Consider the following 13,997-nt stretch of genomic DNA (forward strand, 5'->3'; position numbering starts at 1 on the left):
TCAATCTTTTATATAGAAATTTTCAAACCGGCTTTCACATTCTTTCCAGACGATATTGAGGTCTTTGACGCGGGAAAAAGCAGGGCCCTTGTGCAGCTTTTCGATCAGAATTTCAATCTGCCGGCGATCTCCTTCCACTTCAACCAGTACATTGCCATCTTCCGAATTTCTAACGAACCCGTTTAGATTCAACTCGGTCGCACGTTTTTGAGTGAACCACCGAAAACCTACGCCTTGAACCAATCCGGAGACCGTGATCTCGGCCGCAGTATTCATCGCGCTTTGAATTCTTTAAATTCGTCCAATTCGGAATACAATATTACTTTATTCCTGCCGGAGTTTTTGGCGTGGTATAATGCCTTGTCTGACCATTCGACCATCTGGAATTCATCTTTAATCAGATCGTCCGGCACAGAGGAAATACCAATACTGATCGTTTTGTGGATGGAGTGATTCTCATCTTTAAATTCGTGCATTTCCACTTTCTTGCGGATACGTTCGCCTAGAATCAAAGCGTTATCTACGTCCGTATCGGGAAGAAGCGCTATAAATTCTTCCCCGCCAAAACGGCCGCAAATATCAACAAGTCGTACGGTTTCCTGAATGATCGCGGAAATTTCCTTGAGCACAAGGTCGCCAAACTTATGGCCGTAGGTGTCATTCACAGCTTTGAAGTGGTCGGCGTCGAACATGAGACATGACAACGGGCGCTTATAACGCTGCGCGCGGCGAAATTCATCCTCGAGCTTTTTGTTAATATAGCGGCGATTGTATAAGCGGGTCAATTCATCGGTTACGGATAATTCTTCCAATTGTTTATTGGCATTGCGTAACGAATCGTTCAAGTTTTTGATGCGAAGCATCGAGCGTATTCGTGCCGTGAGTTCGCTCATGTCATACGGCTTGGTCAAATATTCATCCGCACCGCAGTCTAAACCTTCTATTTTACTCATGAGTTCGCTTTTCGCGGTGAGCAGAATGATCGGAATATACTGGCCTTCCGGCGTGGCTTTGACCCGCTTGCACACTTCAAAACCGTTTAGTTTCGGCATCATCACGTCGAGCAAAATAATATCAGGAACCAACGCTTCCGCCTTTTGAAGCGCCTCTTCGCCGTCTTTGGCCGTATGCACCTCATATTTCATCTTTGATAACAGAAGCTTGAGGATATAAAGCCCGTCGTCATCGTCATCCACAACCAATACGCGCGTCTGGCGTCTCGGCGCGTCGTCGTCGATCACTTCCGTCGTTTTTGTCGTAGTGATGGGTTCTGTCATTATAACCTCTTTAATGTTATAGATCACCGCAAGCCGGTTTAAGAACTATCTCTTCAATTAAATTATTTTTCGATTGCGTGTAAGCATAAACAATGGCATCGGCTACATCGCTTGCATGAAGCATTTTGGAAAGATCAAAACCGGATGCCTGCTTTTCCCAAAACGGTGTATTCACGGCACCGGGAATTATGGCCGTTACTTTAATGCGCATCGGCCTTAGTTCATCCCGCAACACTTCAGTAAAACCGAGTTGGCCAAACTTGGCTGCAGCATAAGAGCCGCAGTTAATAAATCCCTTCCTGCTCGCGGTGGAACAAATATTGAAAATATGCGCTTTCTTACTTTTCTTGAGCAAAGGCAACATTGCTTTGGTCATCAGAAATGTGCCGGTCAAAATAGTATTAATCGTCGTTTGCCAATGTTCCAGCGAAGTTTTTTCGATCGGCTCAAAATAACCGGTTCCTGCATTGTTTATAATAACGTCTACCCGCTTAAATTTTGTTTTAATAATGCGGTATGACTCCTCAACCGACGCCGGCGACGTTACATCACAGACAATTGGGAAGACTTTTCCTTTGGGATATTTTTTTACTGATAATTCTAAGGTTTTTTTTATCCGCGATAATGCAATCACAAAAGCGCCGTCACGTATCCAACGATCAACATTCGCGGCACCTATTCCCTTGCTGGCACCGGTAACTAACACAACGGTTTTCATCTGGATAGGTGTTTAATGTACCGGCCGGTGGTTAGCATTGTAATAAAAAACAGCCGTATTTTCAATATTTTTTTCTGTTAATTGATATCAGTCTATTTTACGATATCTTTGATAATATCTGCAAGAGCCTCCTGGGCCGCCGAATGTTTTGAGTCCTCAATTGCCTTCAGTAGGTTGACTTTTTTTGTGCATTGCACGGATTCCAAAACATGGCGTAGGTGGCTTAAAATCTTTCGTTGTTGATCTGCAGAGAGCTGACGGTACAGCGACAATAAAAGTTTTTCATTATCCGATGATTCCTTACCGTCTACTACACCCTGGGAGGGCACATTTTCTTGAACATGAGTTTCTTCACCTGCATCCAGAAAAGAGATTAATTCGCTGTCATCAAAAATAATGCTCATAGTATCATATTGGTTTATGTTGCGCCCCTATCCAAAATAAATCGCAAGCAATCCGATAAACATCTCAATTTTTAACAAAAAACTCAAGCGGCTTATGTTATTTTTTGAATGGTCACGCCACATCGAAATTAACGTAAATAAGATGGCAGGATACATACCAACCACTATGATCAAGAAGTAAATCAGATTATAAAAATCAACCAGAAAAACCCAAAGCGTAACGGCGATTAAAACCAGAAAAATAAACGTGGTCAAAATTAATGCGTTGCGAATGCCGTACTCGATCGGGAAGGTTCGGGCTGACATCCGCCGGTCACCTTCAATATCTTCTATATCTTTCAAAATCTCACGGCCCCAATGAAACAAGAAAGCGAATACCGCGGGAACCACTGCCAGTTTCCACTGGCCAACAGCAACTCCCCCATAAATAAAAGCCAGTCCGGTAAAAAAACTCACCGTAATATTTCCCATGAACGAGGTTCGCTTGAGATGCCAACTGTAAACAAATAATAAGGCAGTGGAAAAAAGCGCTATCAAAAAACACGCTATCCCGATCAAACTGCTAAAATACAGTCCAATTATATTAATGACCGCCCAATACGCCCATGCGCCGCGTGTGGAAATGTGCCCCTGCGGCAGAGCCCGTTCCGGCCTATTGATCCTGTCAATCTCAATATCGAATAGATCATTGATAATATTCGAACCGCCGCAGATCAAACTTGCGGACAATGCGGCATACAGCGCGAGGAGCCACAATCCGGGATTTTGCTGGCCTCCCGAGATGAAGAGAACGAGATATACCGCTAAAAAGGAAATGATCACATTGACAGGTCGAAGAATATTGATATAAGAATATAATTTCTTCCACATATATCGCTTCGGCAGCTAAAAAAAAAGGGCATGCGCTGCATACCCTTTTTGATTCTTAAGAATTGATACTTAGTTAGGAGCAACTTCAGCCGTTTTAACCGCAGGCGTGGCTGCCGCATCCAATTGTTCATTCACTCGCGCGCTTTTCCCTGTTCGTCCTCTGAGATAGAAAAGTTTGGCTCGCCGGACTCGGCCTCTTCGAACCAGACTAACCGCAGAAATGCGGGGCGAATTCTTCAAAAAAATACGCTCAACGCCTACGCCGTTTGAAATTTTGCGAACTGTAAAACTGGCGTGAATACCGCTGCCGCGTTTTTGAATGACAACGCCTTCAAATGTCTGAACACGTTCTTTGTCGCCTTCGATAACTTTGACCTGCACGGCAACAGTATCCCCTGGACTGAATTCCGGGATATCATTCCGTATCTGGAATGCCGTGACTGCATCAACCTTGTTCATGTAACTTACCTCCGATAATATAAATGAATTATTATTTTTTAAGTTTGGTTATTCCGATTCCACAAATCGGGTCTTAATTTTTGCGTTATTTCCTTCTTTTTTTTTTCACGCCAATCCTGAATATCCGCATGATTGCCTGACAGCAGTATATTCGGAACCTTCATGCCGCGAAATTCCTCCGGCTTTGTGTAATATGGACAATCCAAAAGATCGTCCTGAAACGAATCCGACAGCGCCGACGCGGCATCGCTGAGCACGCCCGGAATAAGCCTCACGATTGCGTCCACCATGGCCATGACCGGATATTCGCCGCCGCTGCAGACAAAATCACCCATCGAGATACTCTGCGTAACCAGTTTCTCATGCACGCGTTCGTCAATACCTTTATAATGTCCGCTGATAAACACGATCCGCGATTTCAGGGAAAGTTCCACCGCTTTTTTCTGGGTGAAAACTTCACCTTGCGGCGATAACATGATCACTTCAGTCGAATCGTCGAGATGTTGGCGGATGTGTCCATCGCCCGTGATCGGCGGTATCTGAAACAGATCCTCCACGCATCGAAATATCGGCTCGGCCTGAAGTATCATTCCGCCGCCTCCGCCGTAGGGCGTATCATCGATCGTTCGGTGTTTGTCCGTTGCGTATTTCCGCAGATCGTGATTGACCACTGCAGCACATTCACGCTTCATCGCCCGTCCGACCATGCTGTAAGAAAATGCTTCTTCCATCATCGTTGGGAATGCGGTAATGATGTCGATCCGGAGCGCCATAGTCTTATTATTTTAAATGAACATTTGTCCCATATGGGACTATTCTATCAACCCGTCAATAACATGAACAGTTATTGTCCTTTTCTTCTTGTCAATAAACGTGACAAATTCCTCTACCGCCGGAATAAGGCTTTTTTTCCCGTCGTGAAGCACTTCGTAGATATCATAAGCCGACTGCGAATAGATATCATTCAAAACGCCTCTTTTTCTTCCGGTCTCATCAACGATATCCATGCCGATGAGATCTTCCACATAAAATTCATTCTTCGGTAACTTGGGCAAATCCGATTTGTCAATGAGCAAATAACCGCCGGAAAACTTATCGGCTTCCGTACGGTCCGCAATCTCTTTAAACTTTACAATTCCCTCCGTTTGCGTAATCCGAATTTTCTCTATCTGAACTTCCTGGACTTTGTTAAACCGATCTGCCAGATATAATTTGATCCCGGTGTTCATCTTATCAAAGTGCTTATTCACCGGCGTAAACTTCAATTCGCCCTTTATTCCATGCCCGCGCAGTATCTTTGCAATACGATACAGATTTAAATCATCCACGAACTGTCTTACTTACTCTAATATTTCCAAAACGGCGCGTTTCCCGGCTCGGGCAGAAGCGGCAGCCAAAAGTGTCCTGAGCGCTTTGGCGTTTTGACCGCGTTTCCCAATCACTTTGCCGAGATCGCCTTGTCCAACTTTTAGTTCGAAAACCGTTACTCGTTCTCCGTCAATTTCCGATACCACTACCTCTTCCGGTTTGTCAACCAGGTGTTTGACTACGAACTCAATAAAGTTCTGCATCGCGATGCCTCCTTCAAGTTAGAGTTTCTAGTTCTGTCGCACTTCGATATAGTTCCGATGAGCGGGAGACGCCCAATTTATTATTCGGCCGCCGGTGCAGCCGGTTCGGTCTTAACCTCTGCTTTTGTTTCCGTTTTCTTCTTCAACGCTTTGGTCTTTTTTACGCGTTTGGCCGCAGCTTTTTCGCCTTGCTTGGCGCGCCACTTTTCCATTTCCGCCTGAATTTCTTCCGCTGCCATTCCTTTAGCCGTCAATCTCCACTTGTGCAAAATACCGGCTTTACGAAGAAGGCTTTTGACCGTATCAGAGGGCTGCGCGCCCTGAGACAACCACTTCAGCGCTTTTGCTTCATCGATGGTGACTTTGGGCGGCGTCACGATAGAATCATAACTGCCGATACGTTCAATATAATCGCCGTCGCGTTTGCGCGTGCCGTGAGTCGCAACAATTTTGTAAAAAGGTCTGTGCGTCTTCCCGCCTCTTTGCATTCTTAATTTAACCAAGTTCGATATCCTCCGTTTGAAATAATGAAATATATAAAGTTAACAAATTTCCAGATATTCTCTAAGGGTCATAATTTTATTAAATTCAACGTTCATAATCAATATTTTTATTGCTTTTTATTACTTTTTATTACTCCTATTGTTTCTTATTTGTTTTTCAATTATTGATAAATCTTCTTTTAATTCTGCACTGTTAGGTAAATGCTTCAGGCCTTCCAGAATTATCTCACGTGCTGCATACAAATTGAACTCTCTAACTTTCGCCATGGCAGTTTCGTGGTAAACGTAAGCCAAAGCTCTGTTTATATATGCATTGGATGAATCAATTTCATAGGCTCTTAACAACTGCTCCTTTGCTAATTTAGCATTCGTCTTCATTAGGTCAGAATTCAGTACATTGAATGTAACTATTGTGCAAAAAGTTTCCTTAACAATTGCATATTCAGTAAACTTCATAAGAAGCGAATCCATGAGCGACAATGCAAATTTAGAGTTACCTGAGCGTGATAAACTATTTGCGTAATGACAACCAAAATTCACGTAGGTTTCGGTTACTTTTGAATCTTCAACATTCTGTAAATAAAGTGATTCTATTTTTTCAAAGGCCTTCTTGTAATTTCCTTTGTTATAATCTGAAATTGCCCAATTATAAGAGAGAGTTCTATCGTAATTTGCTAACTGCTTCAGAAGACTTGAATCTTGCGGAATGGTTAACCTTGTTTTTTCTAACACTTTTTGACCTTTTACAAAATCAAAACGATCTGCAACATAGTAATTAATAACGTTGCCCAACAATGGTAAAACAGCCGCAACAAATACAGTATCACGATGCATCATTTCTAAACCTCTTGTAAGCACGGATTCGAGTTCAACAAATTGGTTTTTGTATGACAATCGATCACACCATTCTCCGAAGGTTAGCCTGTACAATTGACTAAATTTTTGATTTGAAGAATCCAAAAAAACTGCTTTTTCAAAAGAACTCAGAGCATCTGAATTCTTTTGTTCATCCAAATAAGAGACTCCTAAATTTGAATATGATATAGCGAGTACTTTATCCTTGTGAGCCGGCTCGGAACGATCAACGAATTCATTATAAACCGCATCTATCCCTTTTGATTTGAGTTCATCTGTTGTTATGAATTTATAACGTAAAAGAAATTTAATGGTCTCTTCCTTATCTTCTTTCGAATCATATCCCGAAACCGCATCTGTCATTTCAACTTTTACTTGGTTTCCGTCTTCGGTCGTTACAACCGGATAAATATGAGTTGGAGAAGCATACAAGGTTACGGGAATTGAAAAGGATCCGCATAATTGATAAAACAAAACACTCGCTGTAAAGCAATTATAGGTTCTGTCTATAAAGATCTTCGAAAGACGGGTATTTTCAATATATTTTCTAAAAATGTTTTTGTGCAAGAATGCGTAAATTATGCGTGCCTTTTTCTCAATATTGTATTTAGGTTTTATTTCACTCTTCAAGTAATCATTTGTCATTTTGAGACTAGACTGCCAATGAACCCACTTGACCGAATCATTAATGCCCTCGGATACCATTATCAATTTACAAATGTCCGTTGAATCGCGGAAGGCTTTGTTTACTAGAATTGTTTTTTCTTCATCCGAAGAATAATTAAGTTCCTGAGAAAATAAGTTGGTACCAGACAAAACAGCAATTGTCAAAAACAAAATTCTCATGGAAAATCCCTACATTTTTCCGAACGGCATCATTTTCATCATATCCGCTGGATTCATTTTGCCCATTTTTTTCATCATTTTCTGCATATCGCCAAATTGTTTCAATAGCCGATTGACATCCTGCACTGACGATCCGCTGCCCTTTGCAACCCGCATGCGTCTCCTCCCGTCCAAAATTTGCGGTCGTACGCGCTCTTTCGGCGTCATGGAAGACACGATCGCTTCCATCCGAACAAGCGTTTTATCATCAATATTCAAATTTTTTATCTTGTTGCCGACACCCGGGATCATACCGAGAATACTTTCAAGTGAACCTAATTTTTTTATCTGTTTAAGTTGGTCGGCAAAATCTTCGAGCGTAAATTCGTTTTTACGGAATTTTTCTTCCAGTTGCTGTGCTTTTTCGATATCAATGGTTTCTTGAGCTTTTTCAACGAGGCTTACAATGTCGCCCATTCCCAATATACGCGATGCCATTCGCTCAGGATGAAATTCTTCCATCGCATCCATTTTTTCGCCGGTACTAATGAACTTGATCGGCTTGCCCGTAATGCTGCGAATGGAAAGCGCAGCGCCCCCGCGGGTATCGCCGTCAAGTTTCGTCAGCACCACGCCGTCAAAATCCAGGCGGCTAACAAATTCCTTCGCCGTATTAACCGCATCTTGTCCGGTCATACCGTCCGCAACAAAGAGAATTTCACTCGGCTTGCTCTTGAGTTTGATATGCTCAAGTTCTTTCATCAGCGTGTCGTCAATGTGGAGGCGGCCGGCGGTATCGAGGATAACCACATCCTTTGTGTGCTGACGTGCATACGTAATGGAGTCGAAACAAATTTTTACCGGATCGTTTGTTTTGGCTTCTTCCGGCGTAAAAGTCAAAACGCCAAGCGACTGCCCAAGCACCTGGAGTTGCTCCGCCGCAGCAGGACGATATACGTCGGCGGCAACGAGCATTGGCCGTTTGCCTCGTTTGATCAGATACTGAGCCAACTTTCCGCTGAAGGTTGTTTTACCTGAACCCTGAAGCCCGACGATCATGATCACAGTCGGAGGCATCCCCGCATGCCGGATCGGAGCATTTTCGCCGCCCAGCATGGCGACCAATTCGTCATGGATAATTTTGACAAATTGCTCGCCGGGACTAACGCTGTGAAGAACGTCTTGTCCTAATGCCTTGGTTGTCGCCTGTTCGATAAATTCCTTGACAACTTTGAAATTAACGTCTGCTTCCAGGAGCGCAACACGAATTTCACGCAACGCATCGGAAATATTTTTCTCGTTGATCGAAGTGCGCCCGCCGAGTTTGCGAAAGACGCTTTCGATTTTTAGTGACAGATCGTTGAACATACTCTGATTTTCTTAATCCCTTTTTCTTCTTTCATCTCTGCGGCGGTCGGTTTCTTTAAGCAACTTCTTTCGCAGACGCAAATTTAACGGCGTTATCTCGACCAATTCATCGTCATTGATAAATTCGATGTAATCTTCAAGACTCAACGGATGGATCGTATCGAGTCGAACGGCATCATCAGTGCCCGATGCGCGCATATTCGTTAATTTTTTTCCTTTCCCGACATTCACTACAATATCATTGTCGCGGGAATGTTCACCGATGATCATACCTTCGTATACGGCTATCGTCGGGCCCACGATCAGCATGCCGCGTTCCTGCAAATTCCATAATGCAAACGCGGACGTTTCCGTGTTTTCCATTGAAATCATTACCCCATTGCTGCGTCCCGGTATGTCGCCTTTATAAGGCTGATAATCGTGAAAATTATGATAGATCACGCCCGTTCCGCGTGTATCGGTCAAAAAATCACCGCGATACCCGATCAAGCCGCGCGCCGGAATTACGAACTCGATTTTCACCTGCCCGTTTTCAAGATGAATGAGGTTTTTCATTTCCGCTTTGCGTTTTCCGAGTTTCTCGATTACGACGCCCATATATTGTTCAGGCACATCAATGACCAAATACTCCATCGGTTCCATCATCTGACCGTCCATCTTCTTCAAAATCACTTCGGGACGGGAAACCTGAAACTCATACCCTTCGCGGCGCATAGTTTCGATCAGGATGCATAAATGAAGTTCACCGCGTCCGGAAACTTTGAACGTATCCATGCTTTCGGTGTCTTCAACTTTCAGTGCCAAATTGGATAACAGTTCTTTGTACAATCTCTCGCGCAAATGGCGGGAAGTGACAAACTTACCATCCAGCCCGGCAAACGGAGAATTATTTACGATGAAGTTCATCGAGATCGTCGGCTCATCGATATGAATCGGTTCGAGCGCCTCCGGGTTTTTCGGATCGGCAATCGTTTCGCCGATCTGTATTTCTTCTAGCCCCGCAATGGATACGATTTCGCCGGCATACGCTTCATCCACTTCTTCGCGTTTTAGCTTTTCAAATGCATACAACTTAACCACTTTTCCGTTGTATTGACTCCCGTCTTTCTTGATCACGGTCACTTGCTGGCCCAGTTTGACCAAACCGCGCGTGATACGGCCAATTGAAATCCGTCCGAGAAAATCCGAGTAATCAATATTCGTCACCAACATTTGAAACGGTGATTCTTTATCGCCCGGCGGCAGAGGAATGGTAGAAACTATGGAATCAAAAAGCGGATCTAAATTATCACTATCCTGATCCAGTTCATATTTTGCGTAACCTAATTTAGCGGAAGAATAGACTGTCGTAAAATCCAACTGATGGTCGTTGGCACCAAGCTCAAGAAATAAGCTGAACACTTCGTCCAACACCTCGTGAGGACGGGCGCCGGGACGGTCGATTTTATTGATCACTACGATCGGGGTCAGATTCAGTTCTAGCGATTTCTTCAAAACAAATTTTGTTTGCGGCATCGGTCCGTCAAACGCGTCTACGAGCAGTAATACGCCGTCGACCATTTTCAGGATACGTTCCACCTCGCCGCCGAAATCCGCGTGACCAGGCGTATCAACGATATTGATTTTAGTATCTTTATAACGAATGGACGTGTTTTTTGCAAGAATCGTTATGCCGCGCTCACGTTCGAGGTCATTGGAATCCATCACGCGGTCGGTAATTTTCTGATTGTCACGATACGCGCCGGTTTGCTGCAGCATCTTGTCAACCAATGTGGTTTTCCCATGATCGACGTGAGCGATGATCGCAATATTTCGAATATCCTTTCTTAATTCCACAATCGATTCACTTTCTTTTTTTTCAATAACGTCCGCATCTTCGATCATACTTCTCCGTTCTTATAACGTAAAAAAATCAACACATTAGCTGTTTTTACCAAAGTGCGCCAAATATATAGCAACACACCTATAAAAACAAGGTTTTTTAATTATTTCGCCATTCAAATATTCAGTGATCCTTTCTTTAATATAAGGCAGGACTGGGCGAATACTTCCCTTTTATTTTTAATTTAGATTGCCTATTTTGAATTATAAACATATACGTAATTTTTCCAAATCCGATGAAAAAGTCTACTGAAAAATTTGTCATTCACTCCTATCGTTCCGGTAAATGGCATGAGGCAGGAGATACGCTCACAGTAGAAGAACCGCTGGAGATTCATGTCTGGCAAGACGATGATGAAACCACTAGACTGCTAGCGACTACTATGCGCACACCAGGCCACGACGATGAACTCGGTATTGGTTTTCTTTTTTCAGAAGGACTTATTACTAATTATTCTCAGGTTCGCAGCATTGAACAAAGAACTCCGAACTCTACTTTCATACAGGTCGATACCGGAACTTTTGCAAAGATCAAGCATTCAGAAAGCCTTAACCGTTATTCTTTTGTTAACGCCAGCTGTGGTATTTGCGGCAGAACGTCAATCGAGGATCTTCGCGCAAAGGGATTTACACGAATTGAGTCCACGATGACCGTTCCTCCGCATGTCCTGCTTGACCTCCCAAATCAAATGCGATCAGCGCAGAAAATTTTTCATTATACGGGCGGTTTACATGCGGCGGGATTATTCGATGCAAGAGGTGAATCCATTTGTTTGCGAGAGGACATCGGGCGGCACAATGCCGTAGATAAGATCATCGGAGATGCCTGGCTGCGAGAGCTTCTGCCTTTGCCTATACAGATTCTTATGGTCAGCGGCCGTTTGAGTTATGAAATTGTTCAGAAGACATTAAGCGCGCGTATCCCTATTCTTGCAGCCGTATCCGCGCCTTCCCATTTAGCGGTAAAAGTAGCGCACGAATTTGGGATCACTTTGATAGGATTTTTGCGAGACGACCGGTTTAATGTTTATACAAACGCGGAACGAATAAGATGAATCGAAATACTATAACTGATTTTCTTCCAAGCTAATGCTTACTAATCGAGGAAAAACTTTCCGCGAAATCACTGAATAAAAAAAGCCTCGTCTGCACAATGCTGACGAGGTTTTCGAGTGTCCTATTATTTTTAACTCACGCCAACGTTTTTTCCGCTTTCATCCCCTGGACTGAGACCGTCTTTTTTTCCGGCTTTATAAATCCAGAAATACCTTCTTCCATCCAGGTATATTTATCGTTCAATATATTCTTGGCAATTCCATATTTAAAAACATCATCATTATTCCACAGACCTTTAAGTAAAATCTTTACGCGTCGACGGGCATTGCGGCAAAAAAGATCGGCCAGCTCGCAGGCGTCATGATTCCCTTCTTTGGATAATTTAAGGGCGCGGCTCATGGTTGAAGCCATCGCAAAAAGTTCCGCTCCGATATCCACTACACGAAATAAGAAGGCCTGTTTATAAGCTAATTTAGCCTGATGACGCATCATCCCGTGAAAAATCTCTCGGGATAATTTTCGCGTCGTGCGATTAACAAATCGCATGTGACGCGCCAATTTGCCAAACTCACTGTATCTCGGCCAGAAAGACCAGCCCAACCAGCGCGACGGATACCATACGGCGTAGAAGGCTATGACCTTAGGCAATGCGCCCAACCGCTGTCCCATGGTCGATTTCGGATTGATCATGCTCCATGCGACATCCAGATGTTTATCGACGGCTTCCCGCGCAATAAAAAGGCGCATGATCTCGCTGGAACCTTCAAAGATCAAGTTAATCCTAAAATCGCGCATGGCGCGCTCGATCGGAATCGGTTCATCACCGCGCGCGCGCAAAGAATCTGCTGTTTCATAACCCCGTCCGCCGCGAACCTGCAGGGTATCGTCAACAATCTTCCAGCCGGCTTCCGTGTTATACATTTTAGCAACGGCCGCTTCAAGGCGAATATCATATCCCTTATCCGACATCGCGGTTGCAATATCTGAAACGGATTCCATTGCGAAAGTCATTGACGCCATATCGGCAATCTTTTGCGCGATCGCTTCATGCTTGCCCACCGGCTGTCCCCATTGCACGCGCGACCGTCCCCATTTACGAACCACTTCGACGCACGCTTTTGCAGTGCCGGCACAAATGGCGGGAATAGTCAGTCGTCCCGTATTAAGAGTAATGAGAGCAAGTTTCAGGCCTTTACCCCGTTGCCAAAGCAAATTTTCTTTTGGCACACGGACATTCTTAAACGAAATTACCCCGTTCTCCAATGCTTTCAGTCCCATAAAATGGCAACGGTGTTCGACTTTAACGCCAGGCCAGCTTGTTTCTATAATGAATGCGCTGATCGCATTGTCTTCTTTATGTTTTGCCATGACCACGATGAGGTCAGCGATAGTTCCGTTAGTGCACCATAATTTTTCGCCGTTGAGAATAAACGCCTGGCCGTTGTCCGTATCTTCAACTGTGGAATGCAAATTCGCCGGATCAGAGCCGACTTCCGCTTCGGTCAATGCAAATGCCGACACTTCACCGCGTGCAACACGGGGCAGGTATTTTTTCTTTTGTTCTTCAGTGCCGAATGTCTTAAGCGGTTGAGGCAAACCGATCGATTGATGCGCCGATAAAAGTGCGGCTACATTCCCGTCCTGGCTTCCAACCAGTTGCATAACCTTGTTGTATTCCGCCTGGGTAAATTCCAACCCGCCATATTCTTTTTTGATCTTCATACCGAAGGCGCCCAGCTTCGCCAATCGATGTCGAATCTCGTCAGGAATTTTTCCATCCCGGTCGATCTTGTCGGAATCCACGTCTTCTTCAAGAAACTTTTTCATCTTGGCGTAGAATTCCTGGAATTCCGGCCGGTTAATCCCTTCCGCTTGGGGGAACGGATGAACAAGGTTTAACCTTAAATTTCCGAGAAAAATTTCACGAAGAAAACTAGGGCGATCCCATTTACTCTCACGCGCAGCTTCGGCAACTTCGCGTGCTTCATCTTCAGTCAGATGTTTTTTCTTTCCATTGGCAGGTATATCTTGTGACATAATAAATCCTTCCGGCAAATAGATTTGGTCTAAGATATTGCTTTAATAGCAAGTTACTAAATAATATAGATAAATAGTAAGCAGAAATTCAATCAAAATCATTGGCCATTATCAAAAATTAACCTTGCACTGAAACCTCATTCCTGTTATATTCGCGACGCTGAATATATTTA

At 43.8% G+C, this 13,997-nt stretch carries 15 protein-coding genes; 1 reads left to right on the forward strand and 14 read right to left on the reverse strand.

From position 1 onward, the window contains the following. The 13 genes from F9K33_07225 to typA form a co-directional block, all read right to left on the reverse strand. The gene (locus tag F9K33_07225; GenBank protein KAB2879953.1) at positions 1 to 276 is read right to left on the reverse strand and encodes an acylphosphatase; all 276 of its coding nucleotides are present in this window, start codon (positions 274 to 276) and stop codon (positions 1 to 3) included. Beyond that, positions 273 to 1,277: a diguanylate cyclase gene (locus tag F9K33_07230; protein KAB2879954.1), complete on the reverse strand. Its 1,005-nt coding sequence runs from the start codon at positions 1,275 to 1,277 to the stop codon at positions 273 to 275. Before F9K33_07230 ends, F9K33_07225 begins: the two co-directional genes overlap by 4 nt. Before the next feature lie 16 nt (positions 1,278 to 1,293). Beyond that, positions 1,294 to 1,995, reverse strand: a complete 702-nt coding sequence (locus F9K33_07235) for an SDR family oxidoreductase (protein ID KAB2879955.1) — start codon at positions 1,993 to 1,995, stop codon at positions 1,294 to 1,296. Between the two features lie 92 nt (positions 1,996 to 2,087). After that, a complete protein-coding gene (locus F9K33_07240; GenBank protein KAB2879956.1) occupies positions 2,088 to 2,399 on the reverse strand; it encodes a hypothetical protein in 312 nt (103 codons plus the stop codon). A gap of 27 nt (positions 2,400 to 2,426) precedes the next feature. After that, the gene (locus F9K33_07245) at positions 2,427 to 3,269 is read right to left on the reverse strand and encodes a hypothetical protein (GenBank protein KAB2879957.1); all 843 of its coding nucleotides are present in this window, start codon (positions 3,267 to 3,269) and stop codon (positions 2,427 to 2,429) included. A 69-nt stretch (positions 3,270 to 3,338) separates the two neighbouring features. Beyond that, a complete protein-coding gene (locus F9K33_07250; protein ID KAB2879958.1) occupies positions 3,339 to 3,728 on the reverse strand; it encodes a 50S ribosomal protein L19 in 390 nt (129 codons plus the stop codon). A gap of 38 nt (positions 3,729 to 3,766) precedes the next feature. Continuing rightward, positions 3,767 to 4,501, reverse strand: a complete 735-nt coding sequence (gene trmD, locus F9K33_07255) for a tRNA (guanosine(37)-N1)-methyltransferase TrmD (protein KAB2879959.1) — start codon at positions 4,499 to 4,501, stop codon at positions 3,767 to 3,769. 39 nt (positions 4,502 to 4,540) lie between these two features. Further along, positions 4,541 to 5,056 (reverse strand): 16S rRNA processing protein RimM, encoded by a 516-nt coding sequence (gene rimM / locus F9K33_07260; protein KAB2879960.1) that lies wholly within the window; start codon positions 5,054 to 5,056, stop codon positions 4,541 to 4,543. 12 nt (positions 5,057 to 5,068) lie between these two features. Next, a complete protein-coding gene (locus F9K33_07265; protein KAB2879961.1) occupies positions 5,069 to 5,299 on the reverse strand; it encodes a KH domain-containing protein in 231 nt (76 codons plus the stop codon). A gap of 80 nt (positions 5,300 to 5,379) precedes the next feature. After that, on the reverse strand, positions 5,380 to 5,802 hold the full coding sequence (gene rpsP, locus F9K33_07270; protein ID KAB2879962.1) for a 30S ribosomal protein S16: 423 nt from the start codon (positions 5,800 to 5,802) through the stop codon (positions 5,380 to 5,382). Between the two features lie 120 nt (positions 5,803 to 5,922). After that, positions 5,923 to 7,503 (reverse strand): hypothetical protein, encoded by a 1,581-nt coding sequence (locus tag F9K33_07275; GenBank protein ID KAB2879963.1) that lies wholly within the window; start codon positions 7,501 to 7,503, stop codon positions 5,923 to 5,925. A gap of 9 nt (positions 7,504 to 7,512) precedes the next feature. Beyond that, the gene (locus tag F9K33_07280) at positions 7,513 to 8,850 is read right to left on the reverse strand and encodes a signal recognition particle protein (protein KAB2879964.1); all 1,338 of its coding nucleotides are present in this window, start codon (positions 8,848 to 8,850) and stop codon (positions 7,513 to 7,515) included. Positions 8,851 to 8,862: 12 nt separating this feature from the next. Continuing rightward, entirely contained in the window at positions 8,863 to 10,734 is a 1,872-nt protein-coding gene (gene typA, locus F9K33_07285) for a translational GTPase TypA (protein KAB2879965.1), read from the reverse strand. A gap of 233 nt (positions 10,735 to 10,967) precedes the next feature. On the opposite strand from typA, the gene fdhD reads away from it, so the two are divergent. Beyond that, positions 10,968 to 11,786 carry a formate dehydrogenase accessory sulfurtransferase FdhD gene (gene fdhD, locus F9K33_07290; GenBank protein ID KAB2879966.1) on the forward strand — a complete coding sequence of 273 codons (819 nt, stop codon included), beginning with the start codon at positions 10,968 to 10,970 and terminating at the stop codon, positions 11,784 to 11,786. 136 nt (positions 11,787 to 11,922) lie between these two features. On the opposite strand, the gene F9K33_07295 is transcribed toward fdhD, so the two are convergent. Beyond that, positions 11,923 to 13,824, reverse strand: a complete 1,902-nt coding sequence (locus tag F9K33_07295; GenBank protein KAB2879967.1) for an acyl-CoA dehydrogenase — start codon at positions 13,822 to 13,824, stop codon at positions 11,923 to 11,925. Positions 13,825 to 13,997 lie beyond the last annotated feature (173 nt).

This window comes from bacterium, from assembly GCA_008933615.1.
In the GTDB taxonomy this organism is placed as follows: Bacteria; CLD3; CLD3; order SB21; family SB21; genus SB21.

Excerpts from the sequence above, each read along its gene's own strand:
- trmD (KAB2879959.1), bottom strand. The coding sequence starts at position 4,501 with ATGGCGCTCCGGATCGACATCATTACCGCATTCCCAACGATGATGGAA.
- F9K33_07240 (KAB2879956.1), bottom strand. The coding sequence starts at position 2,399 with ATGAGCATTATTTTTGATGACAGCGAATTAATCTCTTTTCTGGATGCA.
- F9K33_07230 (KAB2879954.1), bottom strand. The coding sequence starts at position 1,277 with ATGACAGAACCCATCACTACGACAAAAACGACGGAAGTGATCGACGAC.
- F9K33_07265 (KAB2879961.1), bottom strand. The coding sequence starts at position 5,299 with ATGCAGAACTTTATTGAGTTCGTAGTCAAACACCTGGTTGACAAACCG.
- F9K33_07235 (KAB2879955.1), bottom strand. The coding sequence starts at position 1,995 with ATGAAAACCGTTGTGTTAGTTACCGGTGCCAGCAAGGGAATAGGTGCC.
- F9K33_07280 (KAB2879964.1), bottom strand. The coding sequence starts at position 8,850 with ATGTTCAACGATCTGTCACTAAAAATCGAAAGCGTCTTTCGCAAACTC.
- F9K33_07295 (KAB2879967.1), bottom strand. The coding sequence starts at position 13,824 with ATGTCACAAGATATACCTGCCAATGGAAAGAAAAAACATCTGACTGAA.
- F9K33_07225 (KAB2879953.1), bottom strand. The coding sequence starts at position 276 with ATGAATACTGCGGCCGAGATCACGGTCTCCGGATTGGTTCAAGGCGTA.
- F9K33_07250 (KAB2879958.1), bottom strand. The coding sequence starts at position 3,728 with ATGAACAAGGTTGATGCAGTCACGGCATTCCAGATACGGAATGATATC.
- typA (KAB2879965.1), bottom strand. The coding sequence starts at position 10,734 with ATGATCGAAGATGCGGACGTTATTGAAAAAAAAGAAAGTGAATCGATT.
- F9K33_07275 (KAB2879963.1), bottom strand. The coding sequence starts at position 7,503 with ATGAGAATTTTGTTTTTGACAATTGCTGTTTTGTCTGGTACCAACTTA.
- fdhD (KAB2879966.1), top strand. The coding sequence starts at position 10,968 with ATGAAAAAGTCTACTGAAAAATTTGTCATTCACTCCTATCGTTCCGGT.
- F9K33_07245 (KAB2879957.1), bottom strand. The coding sequence starts at position 3,269 with ATGTGGAAGAAATTATATTCTTATATCAATATTCTTCGACCTGTCAAT.